Consider the following 15,025-nt stretch of genomic DNA (forward strand, 5'->3'; position numbering starts at 1 on the left):
ATGCTTCCAGAAATTACGTGCCGGCAGATGGTGATCTTCTATCACCGACTATTTTTTGACATAAAAAAGCTGATGAGTTGCCGGAGATTACCATTGCATACTTCTAAAAATCGCATGCCGGCAAGTATCGCCACATTAACGATTAATGATATTGAAATAAAAGAGGCTGTTAAGTTGCCGGATCTTACTATCGCGTACTTCCATGGACCTCGCGCCGGCAAGGGGGCATCATCGATGCCGAACGGCGGGCATGCAGTGGTAAAAAGAGCGCGATGGTCGGCTCCCGCCTCTCAATGAACCTTCTTAAAGATAATTAATCAGAATTAATTGAGAGAAAAGAAGCTGAACGTTGCCGGATCTCACTATCACATGCTTCCAGAAATTACGTACCGGCAGATGGTGATCTTCTATCACCAACTATTTTTTGACATAAAAAAGGCTGTTGAGTTGCCGGATCTTACTATCGCGTACTTCCATGGACCTCGTGCCGGCAAGGGGGCATCATCGATGCCGAACGGCGGGCATGCAATAGTAAAAAGAACACGATGGTTGGCTCCCGCCTCTCAAAAAACCTTCTTAAGAATCATTGATCAGAATTAATTGAGAGAAACGAGGCTGAACGCCGCCGGATCTTACTATCGCGTACTTCCATGGACCTCTCGCCGGCAGGTGGTGATCTTCTATCACCAACTATTTTTTTGACATAAAAAAGGCTGTTGAGTTGCCGGATCTTACTATCGCGTACTTCCATCATTTGCATGCCGGCAAGTATCGCCACATTAACGATTAATGATATTGAAATAAAAGAGGCTGTTGAGTTGCCGGATCTTACTATCGCGTACTTCCATGGACCTCGCGCCGGCAGGTGCTCTCAATCCCCAGCAATTATTGCACAATAGATGATGGTTTTCTGGTGCTGAAGGGCCAGCTGGCGGGCATGCAGTGGCTAAAAGAACGAAATAGTTGGCTCCCGCCTCTCAAAAAACCTTCTTAAGAATTATTTTTTAAAAAGTGGCGCTAAAGCCGCTAAAACCTCTTCCACACTATCCACTAATGTCACGCGATCGAGATCTTTCGCAACGATCATCTCTTGAGAGAGAAGCTCATTGCCAAACCAGTCGAGAAGTGGTTGCCAAAATTGTCGGTCTACTAAAATGATCGGCTTTTCAACCATCTTTCTTGTCTGCATCAATGTTAATGCTTCCATCAACTCATCGAGCGTTCCAAATCCACCCGGTACACAGATAAATGCTTCTGAATAGGCTAAAAAGACTGTCTTTCGCGTTAAAAAATGATCAAAGTGAAGGGAGAGATCCTGATAAGGATTGGGAGATTGCTCCCGTGGTAATTTGATATTGAGCCCGATCGATGTGCCCTTCTTTCCAGCCTGACATCCATGATTTCCCGCCTCCATCACGCCAGGACCACCGCCGGTGATGATAGAAACACCCTGCTCGGAGAGCGCTTTGGCGATCTCAAAAGCAAGCTGATAACTGCGATCTTCCCTCTTCAATCGCGCAGAACCGAAAAGACTAACCGCCGGTTCCAAGTTACGCAATCCTAAAACCTCATCTGCTCGCTCTAATTCCGCCTTTACAATAGGAATATCATAGATGGGCGCCCGTCTTGCCCCATGACTTGCGGCTCTTAAAGTAGAATCTTCATTCACTGCTACAACATCGGTAATTTCGCGACTCATCTCTCTCTTCTTAACTCCTATTGACTATTCTTATCCAGTATTCTTATCCAGTACTCTTATTCATCACAGCGGCTCAAAATTGCCACTATGACCGAGTAATGCTTCTCAAATTTCTACCTATCGCTATCAACTCGGATGATCACAATGCCTTATGCGTAGAACCAGCAATAGACTAAAGCCACCTAGAGCACACCATTTCGATGCCCAAGATAGACATCAAAGCGAGTATTAGGAGATTCCACTGAATGATTAGGCTTTGCATCACCAACAAAAGGAGCCCCTTTCGGTCTTTTCACAACAACCCGCTCTGCCCCACTTCTTAAGGCAGCTTCAAGTAATGCCTCACTATCAGGATCATCACCGACAAGCTCACGAATAATGCGAAGCTCTTTCTTTACAAGGGCTGACTTCTTCCGCTCGGGATACATCGGATCAAGATAGATCAGATCGATCGGCTCCCGCTTCTCCGCTACTTCTCGTGCCGTTAAATAACAAATTGCATCCTGCTCCATCAAGCGCCACGTTTGGGAAAATTCCGCCTGTGGAATCTCCGCAAGCGCTACCTGGAGAAGTATCTGCAAAATGGGATTTCGCTCAAACATCGTGACATTAAAACCGGCAAAGAAAAGCAGCGCCGAATCGCGCCCTAATCCCGCCGTAAGATCGAAGAGATTTTTCCGTTCATTACTCTTCCACCCTAATGCACGAAGAAGTGGTTCTTGTGCCTTATTTAGATGCTGCATCCGATAGCGCATCTTCTTAGAGAAAAAATCGATCTTAAGATCGCCGGCGACTAAATCACGCCAAAAGAAGCTCTTACCATCCCAGATAAAACGATTCTCCTCTCGGTCACTCTCCTGCAGTTGTGCTGCAATTTCAGAGGGAAGCTCGAGCGGAACATTAAGGCCCTTCTTAGTGATCTCCAATGGATAGCGCATAGATCCCCTCTTGATCCGCCCTAGAGCGCACCATGCTCTTCTTCAATTAAGGTCTGCTCAGCAATTAGACGAATCTTCTTCATCATCTGTGCTAAACCGTTTGCACGATAGAGCGAAAGATGCTGCTCTAACTCAATTTCACGAATAAATTCAGGGGGATGATCTAAAATCTCTTGAGGGGTCCGGCCAGAGTAGACACGAAGTAGGAGCGCTAAAAGCCCGGATACGATCGCAGAATCACTAGTAGCTTGAAAATAGAGACGCCCTTCATGATATTGCGAAAGTAACCAAACCTGTGCCTGACAACCATAGAGGCGATTCTCCTCAATACGCTGATCATCGGGAAAGGGAGGCATCGCGCGCCCTAAATCGATAAGATATTCATAACGGGCGGTCCAATCATCTAAAAATTGAAAGCCATTAACAATCTTCCCTACCACCTCTTCGATAGATTGTGTAGGCGCTACAAGTGACTGACTCAACTTAAATCTCCTTCGATCGATTGATCTGATCGGTTATCTGCTTAAACATCATGCCTATGATTCATCTGCATATGTTAACTAATGAGTGAGGGTTGTAAGCGCTTAATCAGCCTACAACCTTAATAAATAGTATGTAAATAGCCCTCTAGTATATCCTCCTTTCCCTTGCAAGCGAAAGGGATCTCTTCAAGAAGCTGAAGGAAAAGTAGGCAGATTGCGCAGAATCAGATCTGAAAAAGGGGGAACTTTCAACATAGAATCAAAGGGATCGATGCAAACAGTGTCGATCCGCTTCTGATCCACTTCTGATCCGCCTCTACTATTGAAGTTGCTACTAGAAAAGCTAGAAAAAGCTAGAGATTCTGCTGATAACCTCGATCGAGCGCCCTAAAGGCGAGGCTCTCTGTTAAGTGGCGATTACTAATTGTTTCACTCTCTTCAAGATCGGCAATTGTTCGCGCGACTCGTAAGATGCGGTGATAACTGCGAGGAGAGAAATTGAGCCGCTTCTGCGCCATCTCTAGTAATTTTAATTCTCCCTCACCTAAGGGGCAATCCTCCTCAATCTCGCTTACCGTAAGATCGGCATTGATCTTCTCACGGCGCTTTAGTTGTGCGGCTCTTGCGATCTCAACTCGTGCTCTAATCGCTACTGATGATTCCCCTTTTTGTGTACTCTGTAGCTCCTCTGTGGAGATTCGTGGCACCTCAACATGTAGATCGATTCGATCTAACATCGGCCCGGAGATTCGCCCTTTATAGCGCGCAATTGCATAATCACTACAGCTACACTCATGATCAGGATCGCCGAGATAACCGCAAGGACAGGGATTCATCGCTGAGATCAGCTGAAATTTTGCAGGAAACTCCACCTGCTGCATTGCTCTTGAGATATGGATCATGCCCGATTCTAAGGGCTCTCGTAGAACCTCTAAAACCGTACGATTAAACTCCGGCAACTCATCGAGAAAGAGAATCCCATGATGCGCTAGGGAGATCTCTCCCGGCTTAGGATAAGTCCCGCCGCCCACAAGCGCGACAGAAGAAGAGGTATGATGCGGTGTACGGTAGGGACGAACCCCAAATTGCTCTGCACGAAATCCCTGCCGGCTAATAGAAGCGATCATAGCGCTCTCAATCGCCTCTTCACGTGTCATCTTTGGCAAAATGCCGACAAAGCGAGAAGCTAACATTGTCTTTCCCGTCCCCGGTGGACCAATCAGAAGTACATTGTGCCCGCCAGCTGCGGCAATCTCTAAGGCTCTTTTAGCAAAAAACTGCCCCTTAACCTCGGAGAAATCGGGAATGGGGCTATCGGTCTGAATCTGTAATACAGGAGGCTCCGGTAATTTAGCTCTACCATCGATAAAGTCCACCACCTCGCGTAGATTCTTCGCCATTAAAAAGTGCTGATAATTGAGAAAACCGATCTCTTCAGCGCCATCAAAGGGAACAATTAAACGCCCCTCCTGCTTCATCACCTGAATCGCAGTGGGAAGCAATCCGGTAATAGGTCGCAACTCTCCAGTGAGTGCTAACTCTCCCACAAACTCATACCCTTTAGGCGAATTTTGTAACTGTCCCGAGGCTTCTAAAACACCCAAGGCGATGGGAAGATCGTAGCGCCCTCCCTCCTTAGGGAGATCTGCCGGTGAGAGATTGATTGTAATTTTACGATTAGGGAACTCAAATCCAGAGTTGATAATAGCTGCAACAACCCGATCTTTACTCTCCTTCACTGCCGTTTCCGGCATGCCCACAATCGTTAAAGCCGGCAAGCCATTACTAATATGAACTTCAACACGTACCTCCGGCGCATGGAGTGCGCTTAAGGCTCTCGTATAGATGACTGAAACCATCGATATCCCCCCTTAACGCTATCGATCACGATCGATCGTCATTGTTCACTAACTGATGCTCTCTCCCATCACGATAGAGAGGCTAAATGCTCTTAAATGCAATAATCGTAGTGATTCTTCCCCTTTTTTGGGAGAAATAGCGCCATGCTCCAGCCATAATTCGTGGTAATATGGTGCTATTTAATGCCTATCGATCGGTGGGCAAAGATGATTCAATATTTGATCTCAAGTATCGGTGTATCTCTTCCCTCAAGGGATTTCCTCGGGAAGAGCCACTTAGCATATCAAACAGAAATAGAAAGGATTTAATATGGGTTTTTTAAAAGGTAAACGTGCATTAATCGTCGGTTTAGCATCCAATCGTTCTATCGCTTGGGGAATCGCCAAAGCGATGCGTGAGCAAGGTGCTGAGCTTGCATTTAGCTTCCATGGAGAGCGTTTAGAAGATCGCGTTAGAAAGATGGCTGCAGAGCTCGACTCAGAGATCGTCTTCCCATGTGATGTGGCAAGTGATAGCGAAATTGAAGCATTGATGACCTCACTGAAAGATGTTTGGACAGAAGGTTTCGATATTGTGATCCACTCAGTGGGTTTTGCCCCAAGAGAAGCGCTCGATGGTAACTATCTCGATACCGTTACAAGAGAGAACTTCCAAATCGCGCACGATATCTCCTCCTATAGCTTTGCAGCATTAGCCAAAGCGGCACGTCCTTATCTGCGTGAGAATGCATCTCTCTTAACATTAACCTATCTTGCAAGTGAGCGTACGGTTCAAAACTACAATGTGATGGGCTTAGCGAAAGCATCACTTGAAGCAAACGTTCGTTATATGGCAGCAGCGCTTGGTCGTGATGGTATTCGTGTTAATGGAATCTCTGCAGGTCCTATTCGTACTTTAGCAGCATCGGGTATTGCTGACTTTAAGAGCATGTTAACCGCATTTGAAGCAGCAGCGCCGATCGGTCGTTGTGTAACAATTGAAGAAGTGGGTAATGTTGCTGCATTCCTCTCTTCTGACCTTGCATCAGGGGTAACCGGTGAGATCACTTTTGTGGATGGTGGTTTCAATACTGTTATTGCAGGTATGTAGTTACCCTGATCGACTGATCGACTGATCGACTGATCGACAAACATTCTGCATCAGAAAATCGATCATCAATCTAAAACTAGAAAGGCTCTAATTGAATAAATATTGATCAATTAGAGCTTTTTTTATCATCTAATGATCTCCCTCGATCTTGTGCTAATTCTTCCATCCTTCCTAATTTCCCCATTTTTACCCCAATATTCCCGCAAAAATGGATACTTTTTTCACAAAAAGCGCTAATTTGAAAATATTCCTAAATTTTTTATCTTTTGCCTAAGATATTATTTGACAAGCCTCTAAAAAAGCACTACTATATGCGTGACGTTTGAGCAATCAGACGTTCTCCTCCATATCCTCCTTTGGTGGTTATTTTGCCGAGTCTTTAAGAGCTCGGCTTTTTTTTGCCCAAAATTTGTCGCCAGCCGACAGGCATGCTCCGACACCTACTGTTTAAGAACTATTTAAATCATCTTTAATGATTTTACCGGCATCATCGATGCCAACCGGCGGGCATGCACCGGCAAAAAGAATGAAATAGTAAGTTCCCGCCACTCCAAAAACCTTCTTAAGAATAATTAATTGAGATAAAAAGGGCTGAACGCTGCCGGTCCTTACTATCGCATTCTTCCAAAAACCCCGTGCCGGCAGGTGGCGATCTCCCATCATCGTCTATTTTTAAAATGCAAAAGGCTGATGAACTGCCGGATCTCACTATCGCGCACTTCCAGAAACCTCGCGCCGGCAGGCGGCGATCTTAATCGCCGGAAATCTTATTCATTCTTATTAAAGCTGTTGAGTTGCCGGAAATCACTATCGCATACTCCCATAAATCTCATGCCGGCAAGTACCGTTCCTTTAGCCATATAAATCTCGGTACTGATAGCGCCAACCGGCGGGCATGCAGTGGCGAAAAGAATGAAATCGTTGGTTCCCGCCGCTCCAAAAACCTTCTTATTGAGCTGATATTGTTTAGGTAAAATCGATAGGATCTACCTCGATTAGGAGGCGTAGATTAGAGCGAGTATTTGCTTCATAGAGAAGTCGAATACGATGCGCCATACGATGTAGAGAACTTCTTCGCTCCGATTGTAATACCACATGAACACGATAGAACCCTTGCCGACGCTTGAGATTATTGGGCATTACTGGAGTGACCTCAACTTCTGGATCGGGTTCGATATGATTGAGTAACCCCTCAAGATAATTTGTCGCCTCCGATTCACTTCGCGCTTCTACCTGCACTAAGATCTGATAGGAGTATGGCGGAAGATTGAGTATCTGCCGTACCTCAAGCGCCTCTTGTGCATAAGCTTGATAACCGATCTTTGGCAGTTGATGAAAGAGCGCATTGTCTGGAAACATCGTCTGTACCAAGACCTTTCCCTTCTTCTCTCCCCGCCCGGCACGCCCTGAAACCTGCATCAAGAGCTGCGCTAACTTCTCATCTGCACGAAAATCATTGGCAAAGAAGAGTCCATCACTATTGAGCAGTACAACTAAGGTGATATTGGGAAAGTCATGCCCCTTCGCTAACATCTGTGTTCCGACAATGATATCGGCCGATTGCTCCCCGATCTGGGTTAAATTCTCCACAAGCTCCCGACTATTACGTACATTATCCCGATCAAAACGGAGAACGTTCGCTAAAGGAAAGGCATCGGCTAAAACCTTCTCTATCTTCTGCGTTCCTGCCCCTAACTCCTTAAAGTGAGTTCCACCACAAGAGCGACACTTTGTTGGATAGGGATAACGCGTTCCACAATGGTGACAATGGAGCATCCCCGTTGTGCGATGAAAGTTGAGATAACTACTACAGTGATGACACTCCTCAATAGTGCCACAATCGAGACAGGTTAAAACCGGTGAGAAGCCCCGGCGATTGAGAAAGATCAAAACCTGCTCCTTGCGCGCGATGGTCGCCTCGATCTCATCTAAAACACGAGTGCTGATTCCATCATAATTCTTCTCCTCATTAAGATCGATAATCTCCCACTCCGGCATTGCGCCACTTACCCGCTCTGGCAGCTGATAGTAACTAAAACGCCCCTCAGCAATATTGCGAACACTCTCATAGGTGGGTGTTGCACTTCCCATCACTAGGGGAATATCCTCAAAATGAGCACGCCAAATAGCACTATTGTGAGCCGAATAACGCACGCCATCGCGCTGAATATAGGAGCTATCATGCGCTTCATCAATAATCATCAACCCTAAACGTGCAAATGGAGTAAAGAGCGCAGAACGGGTCCCGATTAGAAGATCGATCCGCCCTAATGCCGCATTACGCCACGCCTCTAAACGCTCATTATCACTCAGTTGTGAATGGATCACAGCAACACGTACCGCTAATGCTGATTCGATTCTTGTGACAAATTGGGGCGTTAAACCGATCTCCGGCACAAGCATCAAAACCTGCTCTCCTCGTGCAAGATGATGGCGTGCAATCTCTGTATAAACGGCAGTCTTCCCTGAACCGGTCACCCCTTCAATAAAGGAGAGTGGCGGGGCATCACGCACAATGCTATCGACTATCTGTTGCTGTGCTGCTGTCAATTGGAGGGGAGATTCTTTCGATGGCATCTGCGCCGGCAGGATCTCACTGTCGAGATGATCTTCACTCTCAATTAATGTGGCATCGAGAAGCGCCCGGCGATGATTCTTAAAATTGGGAAACTGTGTTAAAAGCGTCGACTCACGATAGCGCGCCCCCGCTTCAAAAAAATTTAAGATAGCGATTTTCGCTCTCGAGGCTCGATTAGCCTCCTCCTCCCGCCATGCAATCCCCTCTTTTGTAATCTGATAGTAGCGCTCTGAAAGATAGAGCGGTCGCCCCTGACGAAGTGGTGTTGGTAGAAAGAGCTGGAGAACCTCCCCAATCGGGGCATGATAGTAGTGGGCAATACGCTCCGCGAGAGAGAGGAGCTTTGAGGTGATAATGGGACTACGATCTAGGAGCTGCTCGATCGGCTTTAACTTTTCCCGTGGATAATCACTCTCTCTTTTAATCGCTAAAATAATGCCGATCATCTCACGCCGAGCAAAATTAACTGCTACACGCATCCCCTGCTGAGGCACGATACTTGTGGCAAGATCTAGGTCACGCTGATTAATCGACTTACACTTCCCGGCTCTCTCTTTACCAGCCGCGCTATCCGTCCCATCTTCTTCACTCCATCGAGCGGGTGCAAGGTATTCAAAGGTTCGATAGAGAGGGCATGGCAAGGCAACTTCCACCACAAGCTCCGCAAGATCGTGGTCGATTTCTTCCACGGCTTCCACGACTTCCACGGGCGCTTCACTTCTCTTAATAGCATTCTTAACCGCCGATAGCGCCTCTATTTCGCCACCTTGCTTACTATTGAGTGAATCCCCAACGGCGATCTCTTCCATGCCCTTATCCGCCATATTTACCCCTCTCCTCTCATCCGTAGCTCGATACTTCTTGCCCGGAGAATATCTCACAAAAAACCCCAATAACCGATCATTATAATCGCTATTGGGGTTGATCTCTATTTTCGCCAGAGAAAGCACATTTTCACGCCGCTCTCTTGTCGCGATTATATAACGCTTATCTGGCGCTTAAAATATCATCCGTTAGAAAGGAATTCGCTTCATAATCCGGGTTAAGAAGCGGGAGAGTCCTTGACGAACGGAACTCTTCTCCACATATTGAATGGTGTAGACATTTTTCTCCGACATCGCCTCTAAGATATAGGAATCACTGGTTTTAAGCTCATCCACAAGGCCGAGTTCTAACGCTTTTACCGCTAACCAATACTCACCGGTTGCAATCTGCTCAATCTCCAATTGTGGGCGATATTGTTGCACAAAATCTTTAAAGATATGGTGAATCTCATTGAGCTCGGCGCGGAATTTCTCTTTCGCCGCTTCACTATTCTCACCAAAGATCGATACCGTCCGCTTATACTCCCCAGCGGTAAATTGTTCATAATCGATATTATATTTTTCCAACAATTTGTGGAAGTTAGGCATCTCGGCAACAACACCGATCGATCCTACAATCGCAAAGGGGGCCGCTACAATCTTATGCGCTACAGATGCCATTAAGTAACCGCCACTTGCCGCCACTTCATCCACTGCAACCGTTAGATGTAATCCTTTATCACGAATACGAACAAGCTGAGAAGCGGCTAAACCATAACCATTGACGGCGCCACCTGGGCTCTTAAGACGAAGAAGAACCTCATCATCCTTCTCTGCGATCTGCAATAGCGCAGAGACCTCTTCTCTTAAGCTTCGAACCTCTTCTGCTTGGATATCGCCATCAAACTCTAACACATAGAGCGTCTGTGCTTTTTTCGGCTTATTCTTCTCTTTTTCTCGTTTCCAAAATTGCCAGAAGGGTGCTTTTTTTACCTGAGCTGTAGACGCTTGAGCATCATCGTGCTTATCCGACTCACTGCTCGCATCACCTCTTGCCTCATCATCTGTCTCATCACCTGCCTCATTGCGTTGATGATTCTCTTTAGTACGATCTGCCACGGCCTGATCCGCATTTGCCCGATCTACATCTGCCTGATCTGCCTTCGTCTGATTTGCCGCCTCTCGCGCCTCCTCCTTCTCAAGAGCTGCTTTAAAATCCTTATCATCAAGATCGCTATGCTTAAATTCTAAAAAGCCCTCTTTGATCTGCTGATAGCGTTCACCGAGATCTTTAAACTCAATCTTACCTCCCGATTGTTGCTGATTATTTCGCAAAGAGGCTAAAAAGAGGAGTGCCATAATAAAAGCTAAAATAATTGTGCCGGTCTTCGCCACAAAAAGAATAAATTCAAAAAAATATGCCATCAATTAACCCTAATGAACAAAAAGACCTGAATCCTCCCGGAGAGGATCAGGTCATTACAGAGCACCCAGATCAAGGGTGCGCTACTGATAGATAAGATCGTTACTGTGCTGCTTTTGGAAGCTCAACATTCACTTTCTCTTGAACCTCTTCCACATATTTTTGGAAGAGCGGTTGTGCTAATTGTAATTTAGTCTCTTCATCTAACTCATCAAAAGGTTTGATATCTAAACCTAAATCACGCACATCATCTAACACGATTACATGGTAACCAAATTGGGATTCAACAGGCGTTTCACTCATTTTGCCCTTCTCCATCCCTTTTAACGCTTCACCAAAGCTTGGATCCATCATTGAAAGACGGAACCAACCCCCGATACTACCATCACGTGATGCTGTTGCGGTATCGAGAGATTTCTCTTTTGCCGCTTCTGCAAAAGTAGTTTTACCACTCTTAATATCGGCGATAATTGCATTCGCTTCATCTTCAGACTCAACTAAGATATGAGATGCTTGATACTCATTCTTCTCAAGTTGCTTAACAGCCGCATCATATTGTGCTTTAAGCTCTTCTTGAGAGATCTCACCCTTATCGATCATATTTTGGAAGAGAAGATCCGCTAAGAAGAGATCACCGATTAGGCGCATCTTCAATTGATAACCCTCATCCTTATCAAGACCACGCTTCTTCGCTTCATCTGCTAAGGCATCTTGTGTACCAAGAAGTTTTACGAGTTGAATCGCCACCTCTGGGCTCTCCACTTCATCGACTTCAACCCCTTGAGAGAGGAGTAAGAAATTCTCTAGCTCTGCTTTAGAAACCTCTTTTCCATTGACGGTTGCCACAGGATCTTGAAGCTGATAACCCTCTGATACAACTTCCGCTTCAACAGCGATAGGCTGCGCCTCTTCTGCCATGGCAACTACGGAGAATGCGCCCATAAGTGCTGCGGTTAATACGGTCTTTTTGAATAAATTTTTCATTGCTACTCTTCCCTTATTTCGGTTGTTGAGTCGTAATTTGAATACTTAAGGCATGGATATCATGATCCATCATGCTATCTAATGCTTGATACACCAATCGGTGCTGCTTTAATAGAGGCAATCCGACAAATTGTGGTGAATCGATCTTTACTGTAAAGTGACCCGCGCCTCCTCTTGCTCCGGCATGGCCGGCATGAAGATGACTATCATCGATAATCTCAAGAGCTGTCGGTGCTAAAGCCACAGTCAATAAGTCTCTAATTTTATCTAATCTCGCTTGATTATTCATCTTTTATCTTAAAATCCCACAATAATATAATTAGTTAATGGTTTACTCTTTTGATTGCTCGCGCTCATTTAAACGGTGATTCTGACCATCTTCCACTTCCACCTCAGCGCGCTTTTTAGCCTCATACTGCTTCCCCTTCTTCACAAGATGCACCATCAGAAGGATCGCAAGAACAAAGGTGAGCAGTGGATTGATCACCATCTTAAAGCTCATCCAAACCTCAGAGGAGAGCCCTAACAGGATAATCACCGCATTAAGCCCTGCCATCACTAGCATATAGGCTGCCCACCAGAGGTTAGTCCGTAGCCACTCATGTTCCGGCAATTCAATATCGAGCGCTTTTCCAAAGATCATCTTAATAGGGGATTTCTTCAGATAGAACATCCCCACAAGCCCCACCGCAATCAAGATATTGACGATCGTCGTTCGCCACTGAATAAAGACCTCATTATCGAAGACAATTGTCATCGTCCCGAAGATCAATGTTGCCGAGAGAATTAACCAATCATTGCGGCGCATCGATTGTCGAAAGAAGAGACCCGAGACTAAAAGTGCAACCGCCGAGCTATAGACCAAAGCTTTTGTCGCTAAGACAAGATCACGACCAAAGAAGAGATAGGCCCCTAAAAAGATCGCCGTACAGACACCAAGGAGGATCTGCGGGATATTAGATTTCTTTGATAACACTCTCGAGAGTTCCTCCATCTAAGACATTATAGGTGGTCAAGGATTTATCGATACGGCGGATAAGACCGGTCAATACCTTGCCAGGGCCACACTCTACAATCGTTGTTACCCCTTCACGCGCAAGATATTCAATTGTCTCTGTCCAACGTACAGGTTCATAGAGTTGGCTGATCAAGGCGTCTTTAATCTCTTCAACATCACGATGCGCGCTCACATCGACGTTATGGATCACAATCTCATTAGGAGATGAGAGGAGCATATCATCTAAAACGGTAGCTAACTGCTCTGCCGCAGGCTTCATCAAGATTGAGTGAGAGGGAACTGATACCGGTAGCAATAATGCTCGGCGCGCACCACGCTCTTTTGCTAACTCACAAGCGGCTTCCACTGCTGCCTTTTCACCGGCAATAACCACTTGGCCGGGGGAGTTAAAGTTCACTGCCGCGACAATTCCCGCCGCCTCTGAATCTTGGCACACCGCTCTTACGGCATCATCATCTAACCCTAAGATCGCCGCCATTGCGCCTGTTCCAACAGGAACAGCTTCCTGCATAAAGAGTCCGCGTTGATGCACTAACTTCACCGCATCTTTAAAGGCTAAAACGCCACTTGCAACTAGCGCGCTATACTCTCCTAAGCTATGGCCGGCAAGGTAAGCAGGTTTTGCACCATTTTCCGCACACCAGACGCGCCAAAGCGCAATACTCACCGTCAAGATCGCCGGTTGTGTGATCTCTGTCTGCCCTAAACGTTCGGCATCGCCGGAACGGATAATCTCCGATAATGAGAATCCTAAAGCATCATCGGCATCCTGCAAGGTCTCAACAACAAGGGGATGATCTAAAAGGTCGGCAATCATTCCGGTACTCTGTGATCCTTGACCTGGAAAGACAAATGCTAATGTACGATCTATTTCACTCATTCTATTTTCTCTCTTATTTAAGACTAACAGTAGAGAATCACCCTTCTGGGACTCTCTGCAAGATATTTTTAATATTTTTCGATAGGATCTCTCACAATTGGGGGCTTACGTCACCTTATCACCTAACGCGATTTAAAACAGCCTCAATAATCGATCCCACATAAGAGTCGATTTTACCTTTTTCTATCGGGTAGCGCTATCGACAATTATAATCCACGCTTCTGATCAGCCAAGTCGTGATCACTTCTCCGGTATCATCCATGCCGAATGGCGGGCATGCACCGGTGAAAAGAACGAAATGGTTGGTTTCCGCTGCTCAATGAACCTTCTTAAGAATCATAAGAATAATCAGTGGAAACAAAAAAGCTGATGAGTTGCCGGAGATGACTATCGCACGCTTCCACAAGTTGCATGCCGGCAAATGGTGATCTTCTATCACCGACTATTTTTGAAATGAGAAAGGCTGAACACTGCCGGTCCTTACTATCGCATTCTTCCATATATCGCACGCCGGCAGAGGGTAATTTCTCAATTACCGGAAATCACACCTTAACGATATTCTCCCGGCATCATCGATGCCGAATGGCAGGCATGCACCGGTGAAAAAAAACGAAAGGGTTGGCTCCCGCCGCTCAATGAACTTTCTTAAGAATCATAAGAATAATCAGTGGAAACAAAAAAGCTGATGAGTTGCCGGAGATGACTATCGCATGCTTCCACAAGTTGCATGCCGGCAAGTGGCGATCTTCTATCACCGACTATTTTTGAAATGAAAAAGGCTGAACGCTGCCGGTCCTTACTATCGCATTCTTCCATATATCGCACGCCGGCAGAGGGTAATTTCTCAATTACCGGAAATCACACCTTAACGATATTCTCCCGACATCATCGATGCCGAATGGCGGGCATGCACCGGTAAAAAGAACGAAATAGTTGGTTCCCGCCGCTCAATGAACTTTCTTAAGAATCATAAGAATAATCAGTGGAAACAAAAAAGCTGATGAGTTGCCGGAGATGACTATCGCACGCTTCCACAAGTTGCATGCCGGCAAATGGTGACCTTCTATCACCAGCTATTTTTGAAATGAGAAAGGCTGAACACTGCCGGTCCTTACTATCGCATTCTTCCATATATCGCGCGCCGGCAGAGGGTAATTTCTCAATTACCGGAAATCACACCTTAACGATATTCTCCCGACATCATCGATGCCGAATGGCGGGCATGCACCGGTAAAAAGAACGAAATAGTTGGTTCCCGCCGCTCAATGAAC

General features: G+C 46.0%; 15 protein-coding genes. 4 read left to right on the forward strand and 11 right to left on the reverse strand.

Features of this window, described 5'->3' with window-relative positions:
- The 3 genes from DC077_RS08750 (at window position 1) to DC077_RS10705 (ending at window position 899) form a co-directional block, all read left to right on the forward strand.
- Complete coding sequence (locus DC077_RS08750; protein ID WP_109217975.1) at window positions 1-297, forward strand: hypothetical protein; 297 nt, start codon at window positions 1-3, stop codon at window positions 295-297.
- 72 nt (window positions 298-369) lie between these two features.
- Window positions 370-600, forward strand: a complete 231-nt coding sequence (locus DC077_RS08755; protein ID WP_109202469.1) for a hypothetical protein — start codon at window positions 370-372, stop codon at window positions 598-600.
- Window positions 601-716: 116 nt separating this feature from the next.
- Window positions 717-899, forward strand: coding sequence for a hypothetical protein (locus tag DC077_RS10705; protein ID WP_133243458.1), 183 nt, complete (start codon window positions 717-719; stop codon window positions 897-899).
- Window positions 900-997: 98 nt separating this feature from the next.
- Here DC077_RS10705 and DC077_RS08760 read toward each other — a convergent pair whose 3' ends face one another.
- The 4 genes from DC077_RS08760 to DC077_RS08775 form a co-directional block, all read right to left on the reverse strand.
- On the reverse strand, window positions 998-1,699 hold the full coding sequence (locus DC077_RS08760) for an LOG family protein (RefSeq protein WP_109202468.1): 702 nt from the start codon (window positions 1,697-1,699) through the stop codon (window positions 998-1,000).
- Window positions 1,700-1,881: 182 nt separating this feature from the next.
- Window positions 1,882-2,637, reverse strand: a complete 756-nt coding sequence (locus tag DC077_RS08765) for a class I SAM-dependent methyltransferase (RefSeq protein ID WP_109202467.1) — start codon at window positions 2,635-2,637, stop codon at window positions 1,882-1,884.
- Window positions 2,638-2,657: 20 nt separating this feature from the next.
- Window positions 2,658-3,119: a SufE family protein gene (locus DC077_RS08770; protein WP_109202466.1), complete on the reverse strand. Its 462-nt coding sequence runs from the start codon at window positions 3,117-3,119 to the stop codon at window positions 2,658-2,660.
- Window positions 3,120-3,472: 353 nt separating this feature from the next.
- On the reverse strand, window positions 3,473-4,978 hold the full coding sequence (locus DC077_RS08775) for a YifB family Mg chelatase-like AAA ATPase (protein WP_109202465.1): 1,506 nt from the start codon (window positions 4,976-4,978) through the stop codon (window positions 3,473-3,475).
- A 310-nt stretch (window positions 4,979-5,288) separates the two neighbouring features.
- Between DC077_RS08775 and DC077_RS08780 the strand changes: the two genes are divergently transcribed.
- A complete protein-coding gene (locus DC077_RS08780) occupies window positions 5,289-6,068 on the forward strand; it encodes an enoyl-ACP reductase FabI (RefSeq protein ID WP_109202464.1) in 780 nt (259 codons plus the stop codon).
- 447 nt (window positions 6,069-6,515) lie between these two features.
- Here DC077_RS08780 and DC077_RS08785 read toward each other — a convergent pair whose 3' ends face one another.
- From DC077_RS08785 to fabD, 7 genes are all read right to left on the reverse strand, one after another.
- Window positions 6,516-6,731 (reverse strand): hypothetical protein, encoded by a 216-nt coding sequence (locus DC077_RS08785; RefSeq protein WP_133243552.1) that lies wholly within the window; start codon window positions 6,729-6,731, stop codon window positions 6,516-6,518.
- A 303-nt stretch (window positions 6,732-7,034) separates the two neighbouring features.
- On the reverse strand, window positions 7,035-9,470 hold the full coding sequence (gene priA, locus DC077_RS08790) for a replication restart helicase PriA (RefSeq protein ID WP_109217976.1): 2,436 nt from the start codon (window positions 9,468-9,470) through the stop codon (window positions 7,035-7,037).
- Between the two features lie 189 nt (window positions 9,471-9,659).
- The gene (gene sohB / locus DC077_RS08795) at window positions 9,660-10,874 is read right to left on the reverse strand and encodes a protease SohB (RefSeq protein WP_109217977.1); all 1,215 of its coding nucleotides are present in this window, start codon (window positions 10,872-10,874) and stop codon (window positions 9,660-9,662) included.
- Window positions 10,875-10,974: 100 nt separating this feature from the next.
- Window positions 10,975-11,856 (reverse strand): peptidylprolyl isomerase, encoded by an 882-nt coding sequence (locus DC077_RS08800; protein ID WP_109202460.1) that lies wholly within the window; start codon window positions 11,854-11,856, stop codon window positions 10,975-10,977.
- Between the two features lie 13 nt (window positions 11,857-11,869).
- The gene (locus DC077_RS08805; RefSeq protein ID WP_109202459.1) at window positions 11,870-12,145 is read right to left on the reverse strand and encodes a BolA family protein; all 276 of its coding nucleotides are present in this window, start codon (window positions 12,143-12,145) and stop codon (window positions 11,870-11,872) included.
- A 42-nt stretch (window positions 12,146-12,187) separates the two neighbouring features.
- Entirely contained in the window at window positions 12,188-12,832 is a 645-nt protein-coding gene (locus DC077_RS08810) for an inner membrane-spanning protein YciB (RefSeq protein ID WP_157953524.1), read from the reverse strand.
- On the reverse strand, window positions 12,813-13,754 hold the full coding sequence (gene fabD / locus DC077_RS08815; RefSeq protein WP_109202457.1) for an ACP S-malonyltransferase: 942 nt from the start codon (window positions 13,752-13,754) through the stop codon (window positions 12,813-12,815). The genes DC077_RS08810 and fabD overlap by 20 nt, the downstream gene beginning before the upstream one ends.
- Between the last annotated feature and the right edge of the window lie 1,271 nt (window positions 13,755-15,025).

The organism is Ignatzschineria cameli, from assembly GCF_003121895.1.
GTDB classification, from domain to species: Bacteria; Pseudomonadota; Gammaproteobacteria; order Cardiobacteriales; family Wohlfahrtiimonadaceae; genus Ignatzschineria; species Ignatzschineria cameli.

Coding starts and splice junctions, on each gene's coding strand:
- priA (WP_109217976.1), bottom strand. CDS start 9,470: ATGGCGGATAAGGGCATGGAAGAGATCGCCGTTGGGGATTCACTCAAT.
- fabD (WP_109202457.1), bottom strand. CDS start 13,754: ATGAGTGAAATAGATCGTACATTAGCATTTGTCTTTCCAGGTCAAGGA.
- DC077_RS08755 (WP_109202469.1), top strand. CDS start 370: ATGCTTCCAGAAATTACGTACCGGCAGATGGTGATCTTCTATCACCAA.
- DC077_RS08800 (WP_109202460.1), bottom strand. CDS start 11,856: ATGAAAAATTTATTCAAAAAGACCGTATTAACCGCAGCACTTATGGGC.
- sohB (WP_109217977.1), bottom strand. CDS start 10,874: ATGGCATATTTTTTTGAATTTATTCTTTTTGTGGCGAAGACCGGCACA.
- DC077_RS08760 (WP_109202468.1), bottom strand. CDS start 1,699: ATGAGTCGCGAAATTACCGATGTTGTAGCAGTGAATGAAGATTCTACT.
- DC077_RS08805 (WP_109202459.1), bottom strand. CDS start 12,145: ATGAATAATCAAGCGAGATTAGATAAAATTAGAGACTTATTGACTGTG.
- DC077_RS08780 (WP_109202464.1), top strand. CDS start 5,289: ATGGGTTTTTTAAAAGGTAAACGTGCATTAATCGTCGGTTTAGCATCC.
- DC077_RS08785 (WP_133243552.1), bottom strand. CDS start 6,731: ATGATGGGAGATCGCCACCTGCCGGCACGGGGTTTTTGGAAGAATGCG.
- DC077_RS08775 (WP_109202465.1), bottom strand. CDS start 4,978: ATGGTTTCAGTCATCTATACGAGAGCCTTAAGCGCACTCCATGCGCCG.
- DC077_RS08750 (WP_109217975.1), top strand. CDS start 1: ATGCTTCCAGAAATTACGTGCCGGCAGATGGTGATCTTCTATCACCGA.
- DC077_RS08765 (WP_109202467.1), bottom strand. CDS start 2,637: ATGCGCTATCCATTGGAGATCACTAAGAAGGGCCTTAATGTTCCGCTC.